20 protein-coding genes and 2 pseudogenes are annotated in these 18,426 nt (G+C 40.0%); 10 read left to right on the plus strand and 12 right to left on the minus strand.

Features of this window, described 5'->3' with window-relative positions; genetic code table 11:
- On the minus strand, positions 1-337 hold a 337-nt coding region (locus FTV14_RS09820), incomplete at its 3' end, for a transposase family protein (RefSeq protein ID WP_180053836.1).
- A gap of 122 nt (positions 338-459) precedes the next feature.
- Here FTV14_RS09820 and FTV14_RS09825 point away from each other — a divergent pair.
- The 4 genes and pseudogenes from FTV14_RS09825 (at position 460) to FTV14_RS09840 (ending at position 4,377) form a co-directional block, all read left to right on the plus strand.
- The gene (locus FTV14_RS09825; RefSeq protein WP_064096117.1) at positions 460-675 is read left to right on the plus strand and encodes a hypothetical protein; all 216 of its coding nucleotides are present in this window, start codon (positions 460-462) and stop codon (positions 673-675) included.
- A gap of 155 nt (positions 676-830) precedes the next feature.
- Positions 831-1,973: pseudogene (locus tag FTV14_RS09830) on the plus strand (catalase family protein).
- Positions 1,974-2,155: 182 nt separating this feature from the next.
- Positions 2,156-3,383, plus strand: a pseudogene (locus FTV14_RS09835) (alpha/beta hydrolase family protein).
- A 358-nt stretch (positions 3,384-3,741) separates the two neighbouring features.
- On the plus strand, positions 3,742-4,377 hold the full coding sequence (locus FTV14_RS09840) for an SOS response-associated peptidase (RefSeq protein ID WP_179992347.1): 636 nt from the start codon (positions 3,742-3,744) through the stop codon (positions 4,375-4,377).
- A 40-nt stretch (positions 4,378-4,417) separates the two neighbouring features.
- On the opposite strand, the gene FTV14_RS09845 is transcribed toward FTV14_RS09840, so the two are convergent.
- The 3 genes from FTV14_RS09845 to FTV14_RS09855 form a co-directional block, all read right to left on the minus strand.
- Positions 4,418-4,570 (minus strand): hypothetical protein, encoded by a 153-nt coding sequence (locus FTV14_RS09845; RefSeq protein ID WP_171431294.1) that lies wholly within the window; start codon positions 4,568-4,570, stop codon positions 4,418-4,420.
- A gap of 215 nt (positions 4,571-4,785) precedes the next feature.
- Positions 4,786-5,187, minus strand: a complete 402-nt coding sequence (locus FTV14_RS09850) for a type II toxin-antitoxin system HigA family antitoxin (protein WP_004785978.1) — start codon at positions 5,185-5,187, stop codon at positions 4,786-4,788.
- Position 5,188: 1 nt separating this feature from the next.
- Positions 5,189-5,479 carry a type II toxin-antitoxin system HigB family toxin gene (locus tag FTV14_RS09855; protein WP_180003241.1) on the minus strand — a complete coding sequence of 97 codons (291 nt, stop codon included), beginning with the start codon at positions 5,477-5,479 and terminating at the stop codon, positions 5,189-5,191.
- Positions 5,480-6,757: 1,278 nt separating this feature from the next.
- Here FTV14_RS09855 and FTV14_RS09860 point away from each other — a divergent pair.
- On the plus strand, positions 6,758-7,099 hold the full coding sequence (locus tag FTV14_RS09860) for a hypothetical protein (protein ID WP_175967532.1): 342 nt from the start codon (positions 6,758-6,760) through the stop codon (positions 7,097-7,099).
- 93 nt (positions 7,100-7,192) lie between these two features.
- On the opposite strand, the gene FTV14_RS09865 is transcribed toward FTV14_RS09860, so the two are convergent.
- Positions 7,193-7,435 (minus strand): hypothetical protein, encoded by a 243-nt coding sequence (locus FTV14_RS09865; RefSeq protein WP_034705379.1) that lies wholly within the window; start codon positions 7,433-7,435, stop codon positions 7,193-7,195.
- Between the two features lie 636 nt (positions 7,436-8,071).
- The gene (locus FTV14_RS09870) at positions 8,072-8,302 is read right to left on the minus strand and encodes a hypothetical protein (protein ID WP_034702487.1); all 231 of its coding nucleotides are present in this window, start codon (positions 8,300-8,302) and stop codon (positions 8,072-8,074) included.
- A gap of 254 nt (positions 8,303-8,556) precedes the next feature.
- On the opposite strand from FTV14_RS09870, the gene FTV14_RS09875 reads away from it, so the two are divergent.
- Together FTV14_RS09875 and FTV14_RS09880 are read left to right on the plus strand one after the other, a co-directional pair.
- Positions 8,557-9,030: a CinA family protein gene (locus FTV14_RS09875; RefSeq protein ID WP_034702490.1), complete on the plus strand. Its 474-nt coding sequence runs from the start codon at positions 8,557-8,559 to the stop codon at positions 9,028-9,030.
- Between the two features lie 125 nt (positions 9,031-9,155).
- A complete protein-coding gene (locus FTV14_RS09880) occupies positions 9,156-9,770 on the plus strand; it encodes a hypothetical protein (RefSeq protein ID WP_034702494.1) in 615 nt (204 codons plus the stop codon).
- Between the two features lie 77 nt (positions 9,771-9,847).
- On the opposite strand, the gene prpC is transcribed toward FTV14_RS09880, so the two are convergent.
- Both prpC and prpB read right to left on the minus strand, forming a co-directional pair.
- Complete coding sequence (gene prpC / locus FTV14_RS09885; protein WP_005235399.1) at positions 9,848-10,987, minus strand: 2-methylcitrate synthase; 1,140 nt, start codon at positions 10,985-10,987, stop codon at positions 9,848-9,850.
- A 4-nt stretch (positions 10,988-10,991) separates the two neighbouring features.
- On the minus strand, positions 10,992-11,876 hold the full coding sequence (gene prpB / locus FTV14_RS09890) for a methylisocitrate lyase (protein WP_180053837.1): 885 nt from the start codon (positions 11,874-11,876) through the stop codon (positions 10,992-10,994).
- 229 nt (positions 11,877-12,105) lie between these two features.
- Between prpB and FTV14_RS09895 the strand changes: the two genes are divergently transcribed.
- The 3 genes from FTV14_RS09895 (at position 12,106) to FTV14_RS09905 (ending at position 14,366) form a co-directional block, all read left to right on the plus strand.
- Positions 12,106-12,756, plus strand: a complete 651-nt coding sequence (locus tag FTV14_RS09895) for a TetR/AcrR family transcriptional regulator (protein ID WP_179992342.1) — start codon at positions 12,106-12,108, stop codon at positions 12,754-12,756.
- A 112-nt stretch (positions 12,757-12,868) separates the two neighbouring features.
- Entirely contained in the window at positions 12,869-13,789 is a 921-nt protein-coding gene (gene argF / locus FTV14_RS09900) for an ornithine carbamoyltransferase (RefSeq protein WP_004786004.1), read from the plus strand.
- Between the two features lie 103 nt (positions 13,790-13,892).
- On the plus strand, positions 13,893-14,366 hold the full coding sequence (locus FTV14_RS09905) for a hypothetical protein (protein WP_179992341.1): 474 nt from the start codon (positions 13,893-13,895) through the stop codon (positions 14,364-14,366).
- A 79-nt stretch (positions 14,367-14,445) separates the two neighbouring features.
- Here FTV14_RS09905 and FTV14_RS09910 read toward each other — a convergent pair whose 3' ends face one another.
- The 4 genes from FTV14_RS09910 to FTV14_RS09925 all read right to left on the minus strand — a co-directional run bounded on the left by FTV14_RS09910 (position 14,446) and on the right by FTV14_RS09925 (position 18,371).
- Positions 14,446-14,799, minus strand: coding sequence for a YnfA family protein (locus tag FTV14_RS09910; protein WP_180015523.1), 354 nt, complete (start codon positions 14,797-14,799; stop codon positions 14,446-14,448).
- Positions 14,800-14,906: 107 nt separating this feature from the next.
- A complete protein-coding gene (gene clpA, locus FTV14_RS09915) occupies positions 14,907-17,183 on the minus strand; it encodes an ATP-dependent Clp protease ATP-binding subunit ClpA (RefSeq protein ID WP_180053838.1) in 2,277 nt (758 codons plus the stop codon).
- A 9-nt stretch (positions 17,184-17,192) separates the two neighbouring features.
- Complete coding sequence (clpS, locus tag FTV14_RS09920; RefSeq protein ID WP_175967516.1) at positions 17,193-17,606, minus strand: ATP-dependent Clp protease adapter ClpS; 414 nt, start codon at positions 17,604-17,606, stop codon at positions 17,193-17,195.
- Between the two features lie 18 nt (positions 17,607-17,624).
- A complete protein-coding gene (locus FTV14_RS09925) occupies positions 17,625-18,371 on the minus strand; it encodes a DUF6776 family protein (protein WP_175967514.1) in 747 nt (248 codons plus the stop codon).
- Between the last annotated feature and the right edge of the window lie 55 nt (positions 18,372-18,426).

The following is an 18,426-nucleotide window of genomic DNA, read 5'->3' on the forward strand; positions in this document are numbered from 1 at the left end:
TTACAACATTCCAGTCGATGCCTTCGCCCTCGGGTAAATCTTTGGGTAAATTAAACAGATTGGACCGAATCAGGCAGTCTTCAACATGACGGACAATTCTTGAGGCTGTGGGCTCTGAAACCCCGTAGCTCGTCGCAACGTGAAATAAGGTTCGGTATTCCCGCCAATAGCTTAGACAGAGCAGAACCTGGTCTTCCAGGCTTAACTTGGGCGGTCTGCCTTTGGCAGGGACATGTTTCTTCAATTGCTCAACCATTAAATCAAAGGTTGACCATGAGATGCCTGTGTATCGCTTGAACTGAGGATCAGAAAGCTTGTTTGAATCGATGTATTTCATCCGCAGATTATGCATGAATGCCAAGAAATCTGGAGTGCAAATATTAACCAAAAAGAAGATCGTTTTTTGATTTATGAAAGAGATCTAGTGAAAATATAAAACCAAGAATCAGGAGATACATAATGAACGAAGCATACATCTACTGCGATAGAAAAATTATCAAGTGTTCTATTTGTGAAGCACAGGATGACTATAGCTTTAATGATACTCAGCAATTTTCTATTATTGCTGCTGCAGAAGGCAAGCAAACTCATGGGCGCTACTCTATTGAAAGTATCAAGTGCAAGAACTGCAATAAAGTGGCAAAAAACAGTCAGGATCCCTATTTTTATTATTAAGTTGAATTAAAAGTAAAAACCTACTTTGAAATAGAGTATCTAATAAAGAATGATAATCAAACAAATATGATCATTATTATTGGTCTAAAGGGCCTTCAAAGAATTTCAGATCATAAGTTAAAACTAACTTTAGCGGTATATCAAGGAGATACTCAATGCCTGACTTTATAAGAGCTGTAGGCTTGGGCCTACTTTACCTCCCGCTGATGACCATCAATATCTTTAACACTATATATGCTGATACCTCGCCTATAACCCCTGAATCTCCCAAAGCTATCACATATCCCAATATAGATCGTGGTTTAAATGAAAGCCTTTATCCTGATGAAGAAATCACAGCTAAAAAGATCGCAGACATTATTGAGAAATCTATTCGGAAAGAGTATTCGACCGGTATCGCGCTACGTGATGCACACCCTAAGGCACACGGTTGTGTACGCGCAGAGTTCAAGATAGCTGAAGCACTTCCCAAAGAGTTGGCACAAGGTATTTTTCTTCCCGGAAAAACCTATCAAGCCTGGATACTTTTTTCTAATGGATCTAGTAATGCTCAACAAGCAGATATTAAAAAAGATGCCCGTGGCATGGCAATAAAGCTTTTGGCAGTACCGGGAGAAAGACTTTTAAATCATGATGAAATGTCTACTCAAGATTTCATCATGATTAATCATCCGGTTTTTTTTGTGAATGATCCAGCTCGTTATATGGCATTTATGCAGGATATAAATAGTGAAAGCTTTCTCAAAAAATTGCATACCCCTTTTGCATTAGGGGCTAAAGGAACCTGGATTGCCTTAAATACGAGAAATACAATATCTAATCCTCTGCAAACCCGATATTGGTCCATGGTGCCCTATCAATTAGGAACAGGCAGTGGTCGTCAAGCTGTAAAGTATTCAGCCCAAGCATGTTCAAGAGGAACAGACCCTATACCCTATAATCCCCACAATAATTTTCTAAGAGAAAATCTACGGAATCAATTGCAAAAAAGTAAGGCATGCATGGAGTTTTTAGTACAACCCCGAACATCAAACAGCATGTCGGTCGAAGATTCGATGACCGAATGCCCAGAAAACTAGGCACCTTTTTACAAGCTAGCGACTATTCATATTCTTCAACAGGTTTTTGATACACCTGAACAAAACGAATTTTGTGAAAACCTCTCCTTTACGCCATGGCATACAGTACCGGAACACAAACCTCTGGGAGGAGTAAACCGGATGCGAAAGGTGATTTATGAGCGTATCAGTCAGCTTAGACATGAGATGAATGCTACTAAAAGATTAGAACCACACTGAGAACTAAATATATATGAATTATTAATTAAATTATAACTTAAACTAAAATTAGAGCGATTATTGTATCATTTATTTAATTTAGCTTAATAATTTTAGTTTACAAAGTTTGTTAATAGTTAATTTAGAAACATGGCTAAGACTGCTACATTATAAATGAAATTATAAAAATTGAAATGGTATCTGTGATGAAAACAAAAAGTCCTCTCCTGAAAATTATAGTGGGCTGTGCGGGCTTAGGCTCTGCTTATTTGCTCGCCTCTCCTGCTATTTCCCGGAAATGCAAGAATCAGGATTCCCAGAAATGCAATCATCATAATTGTGATATTGCTGCAAAGATCCCCGGAACTCTACTCGCTATCGAAGAACAAAGTACTGATTTATTTCCCCATGCCGCCCAACGATTTTTAATTACCTATCGCAGCCGTGGTATACATTCAGAACCCATTGTTGTCTCCGGATTTGTTTTATTGCCACAAGGCAAACCACCTAGAGGTGGCTGGCCCGTTTTAGCCTGGGCACATGGCACCACCGGAGTGGCAGATACCTGTGCCCCTTCTGGTGATTATGTCGGTGGACCCGTGCATGCCTATCAAGAGCTGGCTTCCACCACTTGATGCCTGGCTTGCCCAAGGCTATGCAGTAGTTGCCACCGATTATCAGGGCTTAGGTACACCCGGCAAACACCCCTACATGAATGCACAGAGCCAACTGCATACTGTGGTTGACTCTGTAAGAGCACTTCATTTTTTAAAGCCTTATCATTTTAACAGGAAATGGTATGTCATGGGTCACAGTCAGGGAGGCGCTGCTGCCCTAATGGTAGCTGCACATGGGCAAAAAGATGCACCTGAGTTAAAGTTACGTGGAGCACTGGTCGTCGCCCCAGGAGGATATCAATATGAGGGAATTGCTCAATACGCAGCCTCGCATCCTCAAATCGAAAAAAGTGTGGTTGCATTTCTTCCTATCGTTCTTTTAGGTGCTGAAGCCGCGGATCCTAGCCTCAATATTATGAATTTATTGAGTCCTGAAATGGCCCAGATTGTCAATTATGCGCGTAATCATGGCTTATCGGAATTACAAGCTGATGTGAAAGAAGCACCTCAAACAGTTTTCAAAACTGATGCAGATCTTAATCCCTTAATAGAATATTCAAAAAAACAATCCATCGAAAATATGATACCTACTGTCCCTGTAATGATAGTTCAGGGTAATAAAGACCAGATTGTAGATTATCAAGGTACTCATGCCTATTATCAGCTAATGTGTACCAAACAAAAGCCGATTGCATTTAAAACTGTTGAAGGTGCAGATCATCATGGCTCTTTAAGACAAAGTCAATTTATGGTCGAAGACTTTATCAACTCAGTTGAACAAGGAAAATTTATGAGTACTTGTGAGACAAATTAATGTTCATATTTTTGTCGATTAGATATTTATGATCATGGTAAGTCTATGAAATATGCAGTCTGTTACTAGACTGCATAGCATTAAAAGTTTAGCTCTTATGACCTTAGTATGTCCTTAACACGCTTATCGCAGTTAAGCAGTAACGAATATCGAAACGTAATATTTCATTTATTTGAGATTAATCCGGGCCTGCTACAGGCCAACTAACTTTAATTAATCCAAATTTTATTCCTTCGCAAACGTGTAGCTAAAGCAAGTATTAGAGCTTTTGCTGAAACTCATAATTTTGATTTTTGAGTTCCCCATTTTGATTCCTTAATTCTTTAGCAAACAACAATGAGAATGAAAGAGGTTCTTTATGTGCTCGAACTATGAATTCCCTTCAAAAAAACGTCTTTCCTTACTAGATATTCATGAAGAACAACTGGAACTCGGAATAAAAATACATGTTTATCCATTAGCACCCGCCCCAATCATTATGCGTGGTGCGGACAAGTTTGAGCTGGATATTGCACGTTTCGGACTAGTTCCATCTTGGGCAAAAGAGTTGAAATATGGCAGACATACCTACAATGCCCGGAGTGAAACAGTGGCATCCAAACCAAGTTTTCGACATGCCTGGAAAAATAACCAGTTTACTTTAGTCCCAGTCGATACATTCTTTGAGCCTAAATATATAGACGATAAACCACACTGGTTTGGTATTTCACGTGAAGATGGTCATCCTTTCACGGTTGCAGCAATTTATGAGGATGCATTGATTGAAGGTGAGAAAATCAGATCCTTTTCGATGCTTACCATAAATTCGGATCAGCACCCATTTATGAAACGGTTTCACAAGCCGAATGATGAAAAACGTTCGATTATTGTGATTCCTGAAGAATTACGACACGACTGGCTCAACTGCGACCATGAACAAGCTCATAATTTTTTCTTTGAAATGAAAGATGAATTTATAGCAAGGCCTAAAGAGCAAGGTTTGTGGACCAACTGAAAAGCCCTAAATTCAATTAGGGCTTTCTGATATCAATATCTTACTTTTGCTCCCTCAGCGGATGCTCAGGCTCGGCATTAGGCTTTTTCTCAGGCTTTACACCCTTATAGGTTGCTTGATTGCCTTTATCATCATTAGATTCTTTTTGCGGATTATCTTCTTGCTCTGTTTGGTGTTCTGCATGAGTTGTCATATATATTCCCTTTCCTCTAGATGCTTAGAAAATTATTAGGACATATAAGGTTAAACATCAATAATATTTATGTTTTCCATACATTTTAATAAACATATATTCTTCTAATCAGAGCTTATATAGACTTCTTGTTCTAATCAAAATCTGTCTGGCTGTGCAACCTGCTTCCAGAAAGCACAGCTCATAGATCAATTTAAAATTTGGTTTCTTATTACTTAAAAGAAAGTATCTGCAGAAACGTTAAAACGTTCAGACAAAGCTTTAATATGGCGGATATTGAGCTGACGTTTACCATTCAGGATTTCAGAAATGACCGACTGGGTAGCTATATCAGATAGGTCTGATTGGCTGAGGCCATGCTGTTCCATCAGGAAAGCGAGTGCAGTACGACCATCGCCTTCTGGCATCGGCAAATGTTCATGTTCATAAGCTGAGACTAAATCACCCAGTTGAAGAATCAGTCCCATTAAGGGATGCGACTCATCATCACCTACAATATCCAGAAGTTCATCTAAAGCTTCAGTAAGGGTATTAAAGTCTTCTTCAGTTTCTGGCTTGCTGAGCAATGGTGCAACATAACGCCAGTGATCAACGGCCTGTTTAATCATTGCATTCATATTAAGCCTCCTTCCAATGACCTTTGTCATATTCCTGATGGGATAAGACATGGCGAATATAGACACGTTTTGCCTGGTAGATTACAACTGCAATCAACCTGATCTTGTTGCCACCAATATCAAAGACATGAAATTTCCCGACTTTATCGACTGCGGGAAATAATCGCTTCATGTCGGCAAAATCCTTAGGATCATTGGCCTTGATAATTCGATACCAACCATCCAATGCAGTTTCAGCGTGTGGCCACTTTTGTATTGCTTCCAGAATCCGAGCGTGAGTGATCACATGCATAATTATTTATCGCATTTTGCTATACTTAGAGTATAACCTAAATATCGCATATTGCAATAACACTTAAAGCATGAATTTAGGTAGGGTAAGTATTTATATGCTTAACTTAAAAAATGAAAATAGATAAATTCTTATTTTAATAATATTTATTAATTAACTATCAATAATTTATAAAAATATAGCGCTGATATGTTGGTTCTATGTTCAAATAGCAATGATAAAAAAATGAAAACCCCGTCGATCTATATCAAACGGGGGTTCAACGTCCATCTACACCACGAAGGCCTAGAGAGTTAATTTAAATCTTTCAAGCAATCACGACACTTTTTGACTTCGAAATCATCGACTGTGTAATCAATTTCAGTCGCACCATGAAGACCAAATAAACAACATATAAATTGGAACATGTGTTTCTCCTGACTGTGAACAGCTCGATCATGGATCGAGCTTAGTTGCTTTAAAGATAATGGCTTACAGCTCCACGATTTATTTACCTTGAAACGATTGAATCACTCACCTGTACTGCGATTGCACAGGCAAGCTATAGTCTCTAAATTTGTACACTCTCTTCATGTTTTGGCGCTTGGTCTTTGGTACCGTGATCCTTGCTCATCATCCGACACATTTTTTCTTTGCAAGATTTAAAGCAACATCCTACCATGACACCCATACCAAATGCACAGATACATCTCATCATAGCTCTACCCTGTCTTTTCATGAAAAGAGATATATAAATAACATCTATTCATGTTTCACACTTGAACGTATTTTCAGGTTTTATGTTGTATATGAAAACTTATGTGAAGGATAAATGTCGAAGAATCATTAGTTTTTGGCATATTTATGATCTAAAAAATGAGCCCTGCTTAACTGTCTGGATTAAGCAGGGCTTTTTAACTTGCTGATTTTAAATTATTTTATCTGAGTTGTTGTAGTGGTGATAAAGTACCACTTGTCATGCATCTAATATGTATATGAAATATAGAGGCTTTTTTACTAAATGTTGAATATAGGTTATGTTTTATATTTTATTGGCTATTTTTCATCAACTTAGATGCAATTAAATACAAAAAACTTTGATTCATTCAGTTTTCATTCAATCAAGTGAGTCATAAAAGCAGATATGCAACTTATACATATTGGTAGATATTTTACTTATTTTATCAAAGTCCTTTTCATTTTTTATTTTCTCAGCTGTCAATGAGTTTAAAGGCAGGTGCTCTTTCACTCATTTCTCTTTATAATTTTTCCAACGACTGATAACAATATATTGTTGCCATGAAAATATCACTATTCATAATTACCCTATTGGCATTGGCGATCACAGGCTGCCAGAAACAACAGGCAGATGTATCAGCTGAACCTGATCCAGCAGTGAAAGCTCAGTTTGAACAATCAGATGCCCGATTGAGTGCTTATTTAGATAAATTAGATTCTTCTACTATTAGCCTTGAGGAAAGAACACATATTTTATGTGAGGATTATCCTAAAGAATATAAAACTCATTATATGCCGGCCCTAATAAAACTAATGCCACAAGAATATGAGGAGCAGGAATTACTGAAAGATCTGAAAAATGCGCTCGACTTTTATAAAGTAAAATCCAATATTCAATGCTGATTTATTCTGAACAATAAAAAAACCGCCTTAAAGAAGGCGGTTTTTTGTAGAGATTACACAGCTTAGATATGAACGCTGCAGCTTTGACTAATCTTATTGATTACGCAAATTTTGCTGCTGGTTATCTTGTTGTGGCTGTTGCTGTTGTTGCTGATTGCGTTGCTGGTCCTGTTGGCCCTGCTGACGCTGTTGGTTTTGCTGTCCCTGCGGCTGTTGTTGCTGCTGGTTCGGCTGTTGCTGATTTTGATTCTGGTTTTGCTGACGTTGTTGGTCTTGCTGTTGCTGTTGTTGTTGGTTCTGTTGGTCTTGCTGATTTTGCTGTTGATTATTAGCCATGATGTAACTCCTTACTATTTGCTTTAAATCGCCGATGATTAGGTTTCGACTTAATATTTACTCTACCTATTTTTAAAAATTCGCCAAGTTATTACCTGTTACATATTAATTCAATGTAAAAAAAGGTAAGTTAAGTAATTGAAGTCTGGATTTATAAGAAACATAAATTACTTTTAATAATAGAATGAACACATATTGAAAGCTTTCTATCTTTTATAAATTTTATTTTTCAATTAAAGTCATAACTTAATCAAAAAATTGTATATAAACTTAAATTTAAAATAAAATTTAGAAATACATTTTGCTACTTATATAAAATATTATAAAATATGATTATATTTATAAAATATTGAATTTTATTGATTATTTAAAATTATAATTTCTTATACATGTTTAACCTAATTTTCTAAAAATTAGATCATTAAATATAAAAACGAAAAAAACCATTTTTAAATAGCAGAATATATTACATAGAATCACAAATAAGGCCTTTTCAGTTGCCAATTTACCTTGACTTTATATTTTTAAAATTATTATTAGATTTTTTTATAAAATCTAATAATAATTTTATTTTAACAACCTTTATCCAATAAATAAGCCTCTTATTTTAAGAGGCTTATTTTTAATAAGTTATTTTTAGATTGCGACCACTTTTACAATAATGGTTTGGCTTTCTTCTTGCTCTTCGGCTAGATATAAACGCTTTAATTCTTTGCTTTTAACTTTAAACTTTAAATTCTGGTAGTGAATGATGCTTGGGATCTGATCAAAATATTGACCATCTGCCTCAATTTCTTCCTGAAATAAAGGAGTACCCAGTTGATAATCTAAACTTTTTAATACGGAATACTTTACTGTGGTTTTCATTCTTACAACCTACTTTCCTTACGCGCTTTATTTTTATTTTTACCACTGATTAGAGCAAGTTAAAACCATTAATTTCAAATATTGTCCAAGCATTAAGCAATCAATTCAATAACTGCCAAACTTACGTTTGGAATACTAAAATTACAAAAATATTTTACCTTTCATCATAATAAAGAAATAATCTTACAGTTGATACAAAAGCAAAATGGGACTACATTGGAATAAAGATTACCTTCTAAGACAAAATAGACATTATGATTAAAACATGTTGTGGCCTGCTGGAACAAAGAAACATCAAGATTGCTTTTATTGAAAGTGCAAGTTCTGGCTATTTAACCAGTCAGTTTTCAATTTGCAAAAATGAAGGTGCTGAAATCTTGCTGGGTGGTCTAGTGTGCTACGATCCGTCTGTGAAGATTAATGTCTTGGGAATTTCTCCGAATCTGATTAGTACCCATTCAGCTGAATCCATGCCTGTAACGGTTGCTCTGGCTGAGGCAGGCAAAAAAATGTTTCAGGAAGCTGACTGGATTATTGCTTGTACAGGCTTGCTTAAACCAGGCGGTAGCGCGACCCCAGATAAGCCGGAAGGTACTTTCTTTGCCGCTGTTTATGATGGTCTTCAGACTCACCAGTTCCAGTATTATATTAAAGGTACTCCACAGGAACGTCTCAATAAACTGGCAGCCGTCATCGCACATGACATGATTAATCTACTCAACACCTAAAGCTAAAACTGTTTATATTGAGTGCTGATCAAACTTCATTATTTCTACTGTATTTATAGTTAAATGTATTTATAGTTAAATTATTTCTATAAAAGCACGTTTTTTTTAATGAGGCCTGATCAGTGATGAAAATAAGAATTGCAGCCCTTTTGCTCGCCCTTGGTATTCCTGTATCCGCTTTCGCCACTGTTGGTGGCCCACAGAATATTGAAGTTTTGGGTTATGAAGTCAAAGACCAGAAACTTTATCTGTTGCGGCATTATCTCGATGGTCGCGGACGCCTACCTCAACTGTATTATTATAATTTTAAATCCAAAACTCCGAATCAGTTAATTCAGGTGAACTCCCTGTATATCAATCCAAAAACCAAGCAGATTGACTACGATCAGGACAGCCGTAAGTTTAACCAGGAAATTGCCAAAATTAAAAAGCGACTAATTCCGCTGGTACCACTGAGAAAGCAAGCCATCCAGCTTAAGCTATTAAAGACCAGCAAAGGTACCGCCCCTGCATGGCATGACCCTAAACAGAAAGTCCCAAAATGGACTTATCAATATCGAGTGCAATCTGGCCAGTATAAAAGTCCTGTTCAACAAGCAGTCAGCTATAAAGCAGATTTAAGATTAAACCAGACTTATAAAGTACCGAAACAGAATAAAATACTGGTGACGGTAAAATACTTAGGCCTCCCATTCGAAACCGGTTATCATATTGAAGATCCAGCATTATTAAGTCGTTAAACCAACGTCAATAAATAATCAGAAAAAAAATAAGGTCTCGTGGAGACCTTATTTTTTATATTTAGAATATCTCTGGCTTACGCAGCAGAAGTGCGTTCAGCAATTGGAACCACTTTACGTAATTCTGGACCGGTATAATCCGCGCTCGGACGGATAATCCGGTTATCTGCACGTTGTTCCATCACATGCGCCGCCCAACCTGTGACGCGTGACATCACAAAGATTGGCGTAAACAGTTTGGTTGGAATACCCATAAAGTGATAAGCAGAAGCATGGAAAAAGTCTGCGTTACAGAACAGTTTTTTCTCGCGCCACATCACTTCTTCACAACGTACTGATACTGGATAGAGCACAGTATCACCCACATCTTTTGCCAGTTTTTCAGACCACTGCTTGATAATGCCATTACGCGGATCATTGTCTTTATAGATCGCATGACCAAAGCCCATGATTTTTTCTTTACGCTCCAGCATGCCCAGCATTTCGCGCTCGGCTTCTTCTGGAGATTTCCAGTTTTCAATCATGTCCATTGCCGCTTCGTTGGCACCGCCGTGTAATGGACCCCGTAGTGAACCAATTGCGCCGGTAATACATGAATGCAGGTCAGACAAAGTTGATGCACAAACACGCGCTGTGAAGGTTGAAGCATTAAATTCATGCTCTGCATACAGAATCAGGGATACATTCATCACCTGTTCATGCAGCTGATTTGGCTTCTTGCCATGTAGCAAATGAAGGAACTGAGCACCGATTGAATCATCATCGGTATTTTCATCAATGCGTACGCCGTCATGGCTATAGCGATACCAATAGCAGATAATTGCTGGTAGCGTCGCCAGAATACGGTCTGCAACATCCTGTTGCTGATCAAAAGACTGTTCAGTTTCAAGGTTGCCCAGCATCGATACGCCAGTACGCATCACATCCATTGGATGTGAGTCCGCTGGAATGCGCTCAAGTACTTCTTTTAATGCTTGCGGCAGTACACGCAAAGATTTCAGTTTTGCTTTATAGGCTGCCAACTGTTCTGAAGTTGGTAATTCACCAAAGAAAATCAGGTAAGCGACTTCTTCAAACTGACAGTTTTCTGCCAGATCCTGTACGTCATAGCCGCGATAGGTCAGGCCTGCACCACTTTTGCCTACTGTTGAAAGCGCAGTTTTTCCTGCGACTTGTCCGCGCAATCCTGCGCCAGTGAGTACTTTTCCTTCAGCCATTGTTTTAATTCTCCTGGTTGAACAGTTTATCTAATGTGTTTTCAAAGCTGTGATAATCTAAAAATTCGTATAATTCTTTACGCAGTTGCATTTTATCCAGAACATGCACCTGTGTACCATTTTCACGCACTGAGCGCATGACTTCCAGTGCCGCTTTTTGCATCGCACGGGTGGCTGATAGCGGGTAAAGTACCATGCGAATACCCTGCTCAGCCAGTTCTTCAGTGGTGTAATATGGGGTATCACCAAATTCGGTAATATTGGCCAATACTGGGACACCAACTGCATCACATACGGTGCGATACATCGTAATATCCGTCATTGCCTCAGCAAAAATGGCATCTGCACCTGCTTCGACACAGGCACAAGCACGGTCAATCACTGCCTGCAGACCTTCTTTCTGTAATGCATCGGTACGTGCCATCACCACAAAGTTTGAATCGGTTTTGGCATCGACAGCTGCCTTAATCCGGTCAACCATTTCCTGTTGGGTCACAATTTCCTTATTCGGACGATGACCACAACGCTTTTGTGCAACTTGGTCTTCGATATGCACAGCTGCAGCGCCAGCAGCAATCATCTGCTTGATGCTACGTGCGATATTAAATGCACCGCCCCAGCCTGTATCGATATCAACCAGCAAGGGTGTATCCACACGTTCAGTAATGCGACGCACATCTTCCAGAACATTATCTAGGCTGGTCATGCCTAGATCAGGTAGACCATAAGAATAGTTGGCAACACCGGCACCAGAGAGATAAATGGCTTTATAGCCGACCTGTTTGGCCATCATGGCAGCATAGGCATTCACTGTGCCCATAATTTGTAATGGTTTTTCGACTTCAAGCGCTTGTCTAAACTTTAAACCTGCAGACATTTGTTCTGTCATCTTCCCTTCCACAGTCTTGGCTATAATTATTGAGATTTGAGTATACCGATTTGAAACCATGATGCTATAAGCCAATAGAATAAAAACTCTAAAACTTTAGTCAAACTTTTAAGTTTTACTTGATTCACTGAATAAATTCCGCCTTCATCCGGTCCGATTGTGAAATCTGCGGATATATTTGTTATGATGAACTACCAAGTTTATATAACCTGTTGATATACCATCCTCTATGCAAAACCTTGTTCATCTGGAACCACTCGCCAAAGATCTGCCACAAACCAAACGTGGTCATGAGCGCTGCGTTGCGCTGCTGATCTCTGCGACCGAACTGTTTCTGGAACATGGTTATGATGCAGTTTCTCTAGATGATATTGTCCAGCATGCAGGCGGTTCCAAGGCTTCTATTTACAAGTACTTTGGCAACAAAGAAGGCTTGTTTAAGGCCATTTGCGATTATCGTCGTATCAAGTTTTTTGAAGATATCAGTATTCCGATCGAGCTGATGGCTCTGGATTTTCGTAGTTATCTGGTACATACGCTGCTTAATTTTTATCATCAGATCATGCAACCGGAAAATTCAGCCTTTATGCGTCTGGTGCTGGAACAGAGTCAGCGTAATCCGGAACTCGCGCAGCATATTCATGAACGAGGCCCAGTACATGTACAAAGTGCGATTGCCACGGCTTTAGAACAAGCAGATGCGCAAGGTTTATTGCATTGCGAGAATCCGCAATATTCGGCCCAGTTATATTTTGGCATCTTGCGTAATCTGGAATGGCGGATTCTGATGGGAATTCCGGTACAGGAAGATGATCAGGAAATCGACAAATACATCAGTTATTGTGTGGATCGCTTTTTAGACGGTCATCAAAAAGTCTAGTTTTTTTGCAATTTCCTGTTCATATAGTATATTAGCCGATTCCGTATTTTTTCTTAAACTAACCAACAACTGATTGTTGATCGAGTTTTCGGCAATTATTGTGGAGTAACGAATGGCTCTCCGTCACTTTCTCACCTTACGCGATTTATCAACTTTAGAACTGAACCAGATTTTACAGCGCGCAATCGAGCTTAAGCGCAAACAGCACAATAATGAAGTGTTCCAACCCTTTGTTGGTAAAGTCATGGGCATGATTTTTGAAAAATCGAGTACCCGTACGCGTGTTTCGTTTGAAGCAGGCATGAGCCAATTCGGTGGTAGTGCCATCTTCCTGTCTTCACGTGATACCCAGTTGGGCCGCGGTGAGCCAATTGAAGATTCTGCACGTGTGATTTCCAGCATGCTGGATATTGTAATGATCCGTACTTTCGGTCATGACATCGTTGAACGCTTTGCTTCTTATTCAAAAGTGCCTGTGATCAATGCGCTGACGGATGACCACCACCCTTGCCAGTTACTGGCTGATATGCAGACTTACCTGGAACACCGTGGTTCGATCGAAGGTAAAACTGTGGCATGGATCGGCGATGGCAATAATATGTGTAACTCTTATATCGAAGCAGCGCACATGTGGGGCTTCAAGCTAAAAGTTGCAGCACCGAAAGGCTATGAGCCTCAAGAACAGTTCCTGTCTGAATTCGCACACTGTGTAGAACTGGTCGATACTGCTGAAGATGCAGCAGTCAATGCCGACCTGATCGTCACTGACGTTTGGGCAAGTATGGGCCAGGAAGAAGAACAGAAAATCCGTGAAAAAGCTTTTGCAGATTATCAGGTGAATGAACGCCTAATGGATCTTGCACACCCAGACTGCCTGTTCATGCATTGCTTACCTGCGCATCGTGGTGAAGAAATTTCTGAAAACATGCTGGACCACAAAAATGCTGTGGTTTGGGATGAAGCAGAAAACCGCCTTCATGCACAAAAAGCACTGGTTGAATTCCTGTTGAATGAAAACCTGAAAAAAGACTGATTCCTTCAAAAAATCTTCACAAATTAAGCACCAATCTCTGGTGCTTTTTTTGTTTCAGCTCTTATAATCAGAATTGAAATGACATAAAAAGTGATGCGATACAATGCAAAAAAAATATTGGACTTTGGCACTCCTGGCAGGTTTTAGTAGTGCTGCTTTACCGGTGTATGCTTCTGAATTCGACCAGTATCTCCAAGGAAAAGGCATTCTGGACAGCAAGTTTAAAATTGAGAAAAAAGCTGAGCTGAACGAGCTGCTTACCGTGCTAAGTGCGGAAGATTCCAAGACTTTACCGCTACAGATCGATCAGAATACAATCATAGAGCAGTTACAACTTACAGCCAATAAAACCACGCTTAAAGGCATGATCACCACACCCGACTTTAGCCAGTTTGAGAAAGACTTAGGCCGTAAAGAAGTTCTTAAAGTGATTCGTAATAATCTTCTAAATAACTGCCAGATCTTTTTTGAACATCGCTATCAGATCGTCAATCCTTATAAAATCGAACTTAGTCTCAGCTCCCAAACACACACTTATAATGTTGACCTCTCCCAGAAAGACTGTAATGTAAAATAATCTTGTCTAGAATCAATAAAGGCAGCTTTAGCTGCCTTTTATATTTTGAAATTCTATTTTGGTAAATATAAACAGACGGTCAACGGATCAAACCTTGCGGCTGTAAAATAATAATTAATGCACCTAGAATGACCACGATTCCCCCAAGCAGGTCCCAACGTGAAAGGCTGACCTGATCAACGAATCTCAGCCACATCAATGCTGAGAAAATATAGATGCCCCCATAGGCAGCATAAATACGTCCAGAAGCCGCCGGATGCAAAGTCAAAAGCCAGACGAACGCAGCTAAGGCTAATGCCGTCGGAACCCATAACCACTTGCTCTTCGCCTGATTTAGAATCAGGTAGGGAAAATAACAGCCCAAAATTTCCATCAATGCCGTTAATAAAAACAGAAAAAACGTGGTTAAAAGCTTGCTAATCTGGATATCCATATATTTCGCTAAATCAGAAACTCTTTAAACCAAGAGCACATAAATTAAGGGCAAATAAAACAACAAAACCCGTGCGAACACGGGTCTGATGATGATCTATTCAATGATTAAGCTGGTTCAGCAGTCTGATCTTCGAAGACTTCAAGTTTCAGACCGACAGATTTACCATTTTCTTTCTTCACAGAAACTGAAACGTTACCACCATTTTCAGCCAGTTCACCAAACAGGATCATTTCAGCCAGTGGTTTTTTCAGATGTTCCTGAATCAGACGCTGCATTGGTCGAGCACCCATCAAACGGTCATAGCCATTTTCAGCCATCCATTCGCGTGCGCTTTGATCCACCTCCAGCACCACTTTCTTCTCATCCAGTTGTGCCTGAAGTTCAGTCAGGAATTTATCCACGACATTTTCAATAATGGTATTCGGCAATGCCTTGAATTGAATCACGCCGTCCAGACGGTTACGGAATTCTGGCGAGAACGCTTTCTTCATCGCTTCCTGGTTGTCATTACTGTTATCCTGTTCCATGAAACCAATGCTGACACGGGAAATACTTTCCGCACCAATATTAGTCGTTAGAACCAGCACCACATTACGGAAATCGGATTTGCGACCATTATTATCCGTTAATGAACCATGATCCATGATTTGTAATAACAGATTAAATACATCCGGATGCGCTTTTTCGATCTCATCTAGAAGTAATACACAATGCGGATTTTTGTGAATCGCATCGGTCAGTAAACCGCCTTGGTCAAAACCGACATAACCTGGAGGCGCACCGATCAGACGAGAGACTGCGTGACGTTCCATGTATTCGGACATGTCAAAACGTACCAGCTCTACACCCAGAATTTTCGCCAATTGCTTGGTGACTTCAGTTTTACCTACACCCGTTGGACCTGCGAATACAAAGCTACCCACTGGCTTATCAGGCGATTTCAGACCCGCACGTGACAGTTTGATCGCAGAAGCCAAAGCTTCAATTGCTTCATCCTGGCCGAAGACTACACGTTTCAGATCACGCTCAAGGTTCTCCAGTACAGACTTGTCATCTTTAGAAACCGTTTTCGGTGGAATACGGGCAATCTTGGACACAATGTCTTCGATGTTTTCAACTGTAATCATGCTGTCATCTTGCTCAGCTTTCAAACGGCGTTGTGCACCGGCCTCATCAATCACGTCAATCGCTTTATCTGGCAAGAAACGGTCATTAATAAATTTCGCTGACAGTTCAACCGCAGAAACCAGTGCCTGATCGTCATACTGCACATGGTGGAAATCTTCAAATTTAGATTTCAGGCCACGCAAGATATCAATTGTTTCTGTAATCGAAGGCTCATTCACATCAATTTTCTGGAAACGGCGTGATAAGGCATGATCTTTTTCGAAAACCTGACGGTATTCCTGGAATGTGGTTGAACCGATGCAACGCAAGGTACCATTTGCCAATGCAGGCTTAATCAGATTCGATGCATCCATGGTGCTGCCCATGCTTGAACCTGCACCGATGATCATATGAATTTCATCAATGAACAGTACTGCATCCGGTTTTTTCTTCAAGGCATTTAATAGTTGTTTTAAACGCTTTTCGAAATCACCACGGTATTTAGTTCCCGCCACCAGTGCTCCGATGTCTAGGCTATAGATTTCAGCATTTTCCAGTGGCTTAGGTGCCTTGCCATTCACAATTAACCAAGCCAGACCTTCAGCAATCGACGTTTTACCTACACCTGGATCACCGACTAGCAATGGGTTGTTTTTGCGACGGCGGCAAAGAATTTGTGCTGCCCGCTCAATTTCTTTCTCACGGCCAATCAATGGATCTGTCTTGCCGCGTTGAGCTTCCAGATTCAAATTGGTCGTATACAGCTCTAGTGGGCCAGAATTATTGGAAGAAGCCGATTCACCATCTAACTCTTCAATTTCTTCTTCAGACTGCACTTCGTCTTTACGTGTACCATGAGAAAGATACTGGGTTAAAGTCAGACGGTTAATCTGATGACGTTTAAGCAGATAAACCGCAAAAGAATCACGCTCAGAATACATCGCAACCAGAATATCGGCGCCTTCTACAGTACGATCACCGCCACTGGATTGAACATGGAAAATTGCACGTTGCAAAATCCGGTCAAAACTTTCTGTAGGATGAGGTGCCTGATCACTATTTTCACCGAGTTTAGGGGTATGTTGTTCTACGTACTCTTCTAATTCTTTACGCAAAACGATAATATCTGCACCACATGCTTTTAAGGCATTCACGGCAGAATCATTGTCGAGTAAAGCTAATAATAAATGTTCTACGGTCAGGAACTCATGTCTCTTTTGACGAGCCATGCTGACAGCCAAACGTAGTGATACTTCTAATTGACGACTGAGCATGCAACCCCCTTAATCTTTCGGCTCAATCTGGCAAAGTAAAGGATGACCTTGAGATCGAGCGTAATTATTGACTTGGTTCGCTTTGGTTTCCGCAATGTCTCGAGGATAGACCCCAGCTACACCTTTTCCTTCATAATGTACAGTTAGCATCACTTGTGTAGCTTGGTCAAGATTCATTGCAAAGTATTGTTGTAAAATTTCAATTACAAACTCCATTGGAGTATAGTCGTCATTCAATAACACCACTGCATACATCGGTGGGCGCTTCAGTTCAGGAGGTGCAGTCTGGACTGCAAGATCAGCCTCATCATCGTGAAAAGGCTCGTCTGTTAAACGCGGGCTAATATGCCAATCAACCATGCCGGACTCGTAAAAAGAATTTTTGATCTCACTTAAACATTTTGGACGTTTATTGCTTGGCATACGATTTCTATTTCACACTTAATTTGCATTTGCTTCAGTTTTTGGAATCTCTGACAGGACTGTTGACTGGCTTTCAACAGCTTTCCCCTGATCCCAGCTAAAACGGCGAATCACAGGCTTAGCCCCTGAGAGACGCACTTCAATAAATTCTGGTTTGAAGCCTTTAGGCATGGTCCAGCGACCAGTCAAACGTTCATAATTGTCGAAATTAAAGTTTTTATCTTCAAGCGGCACGACCAGAATTTCAGTACCCTTAATCAAACGTAGCTCCACTGTACCAGAGGCGCGATTTTTGCCCGGGCTGACCTGAATCAGATCAATCTGGTATTCGAAGGCATTATCAGGCAAGGCTTTAATCCCCAGATGTTGAACTGTCAGCGCCAGACCACCGCGTTGACGCAAAATCTCACGATAGATCGTACCAACGCTTTCAGCCTGCTCTTGAGCATCACGCGCCTTATTTGCAGCCAGATAAAGATCATTAGCATTGCTAACGGCCAGATCACGTTCCTGTACCGCTGTATTCAGAGATTTATTCAGTGTTTCCAGACTGGTTTTCTGTTTTTGTACTACTTCAACCAATTGTTCTGCATCCGCCTCAAAGCCCACCGCAGTCAAACCTTGCCGATGCCCGACCGTATAGCCCAGCAAGCCACTACCCAGAATCAACACAGCAGCACCGATTACCAAAGGTGTATTGCCTTTCATCAATGGTTTCTTTGTAGAGGGTTCCTGGATCGTCATGTTTGACTCATTATTCGGCATTTTGATCTCTGTATACTTTGTTCAAGACACACATTTAAATCCAAATCTAAATGTG

Source organism: Acinetobacter sp. YH12236 (assembly GCF_013417645.1).
Classification (GTDB): domain Bacteria; phylum Pseudomonadota; class Gammaproteobacteria; order Pseudomonadales; family Moraxellaceae; genus Acinetobacter.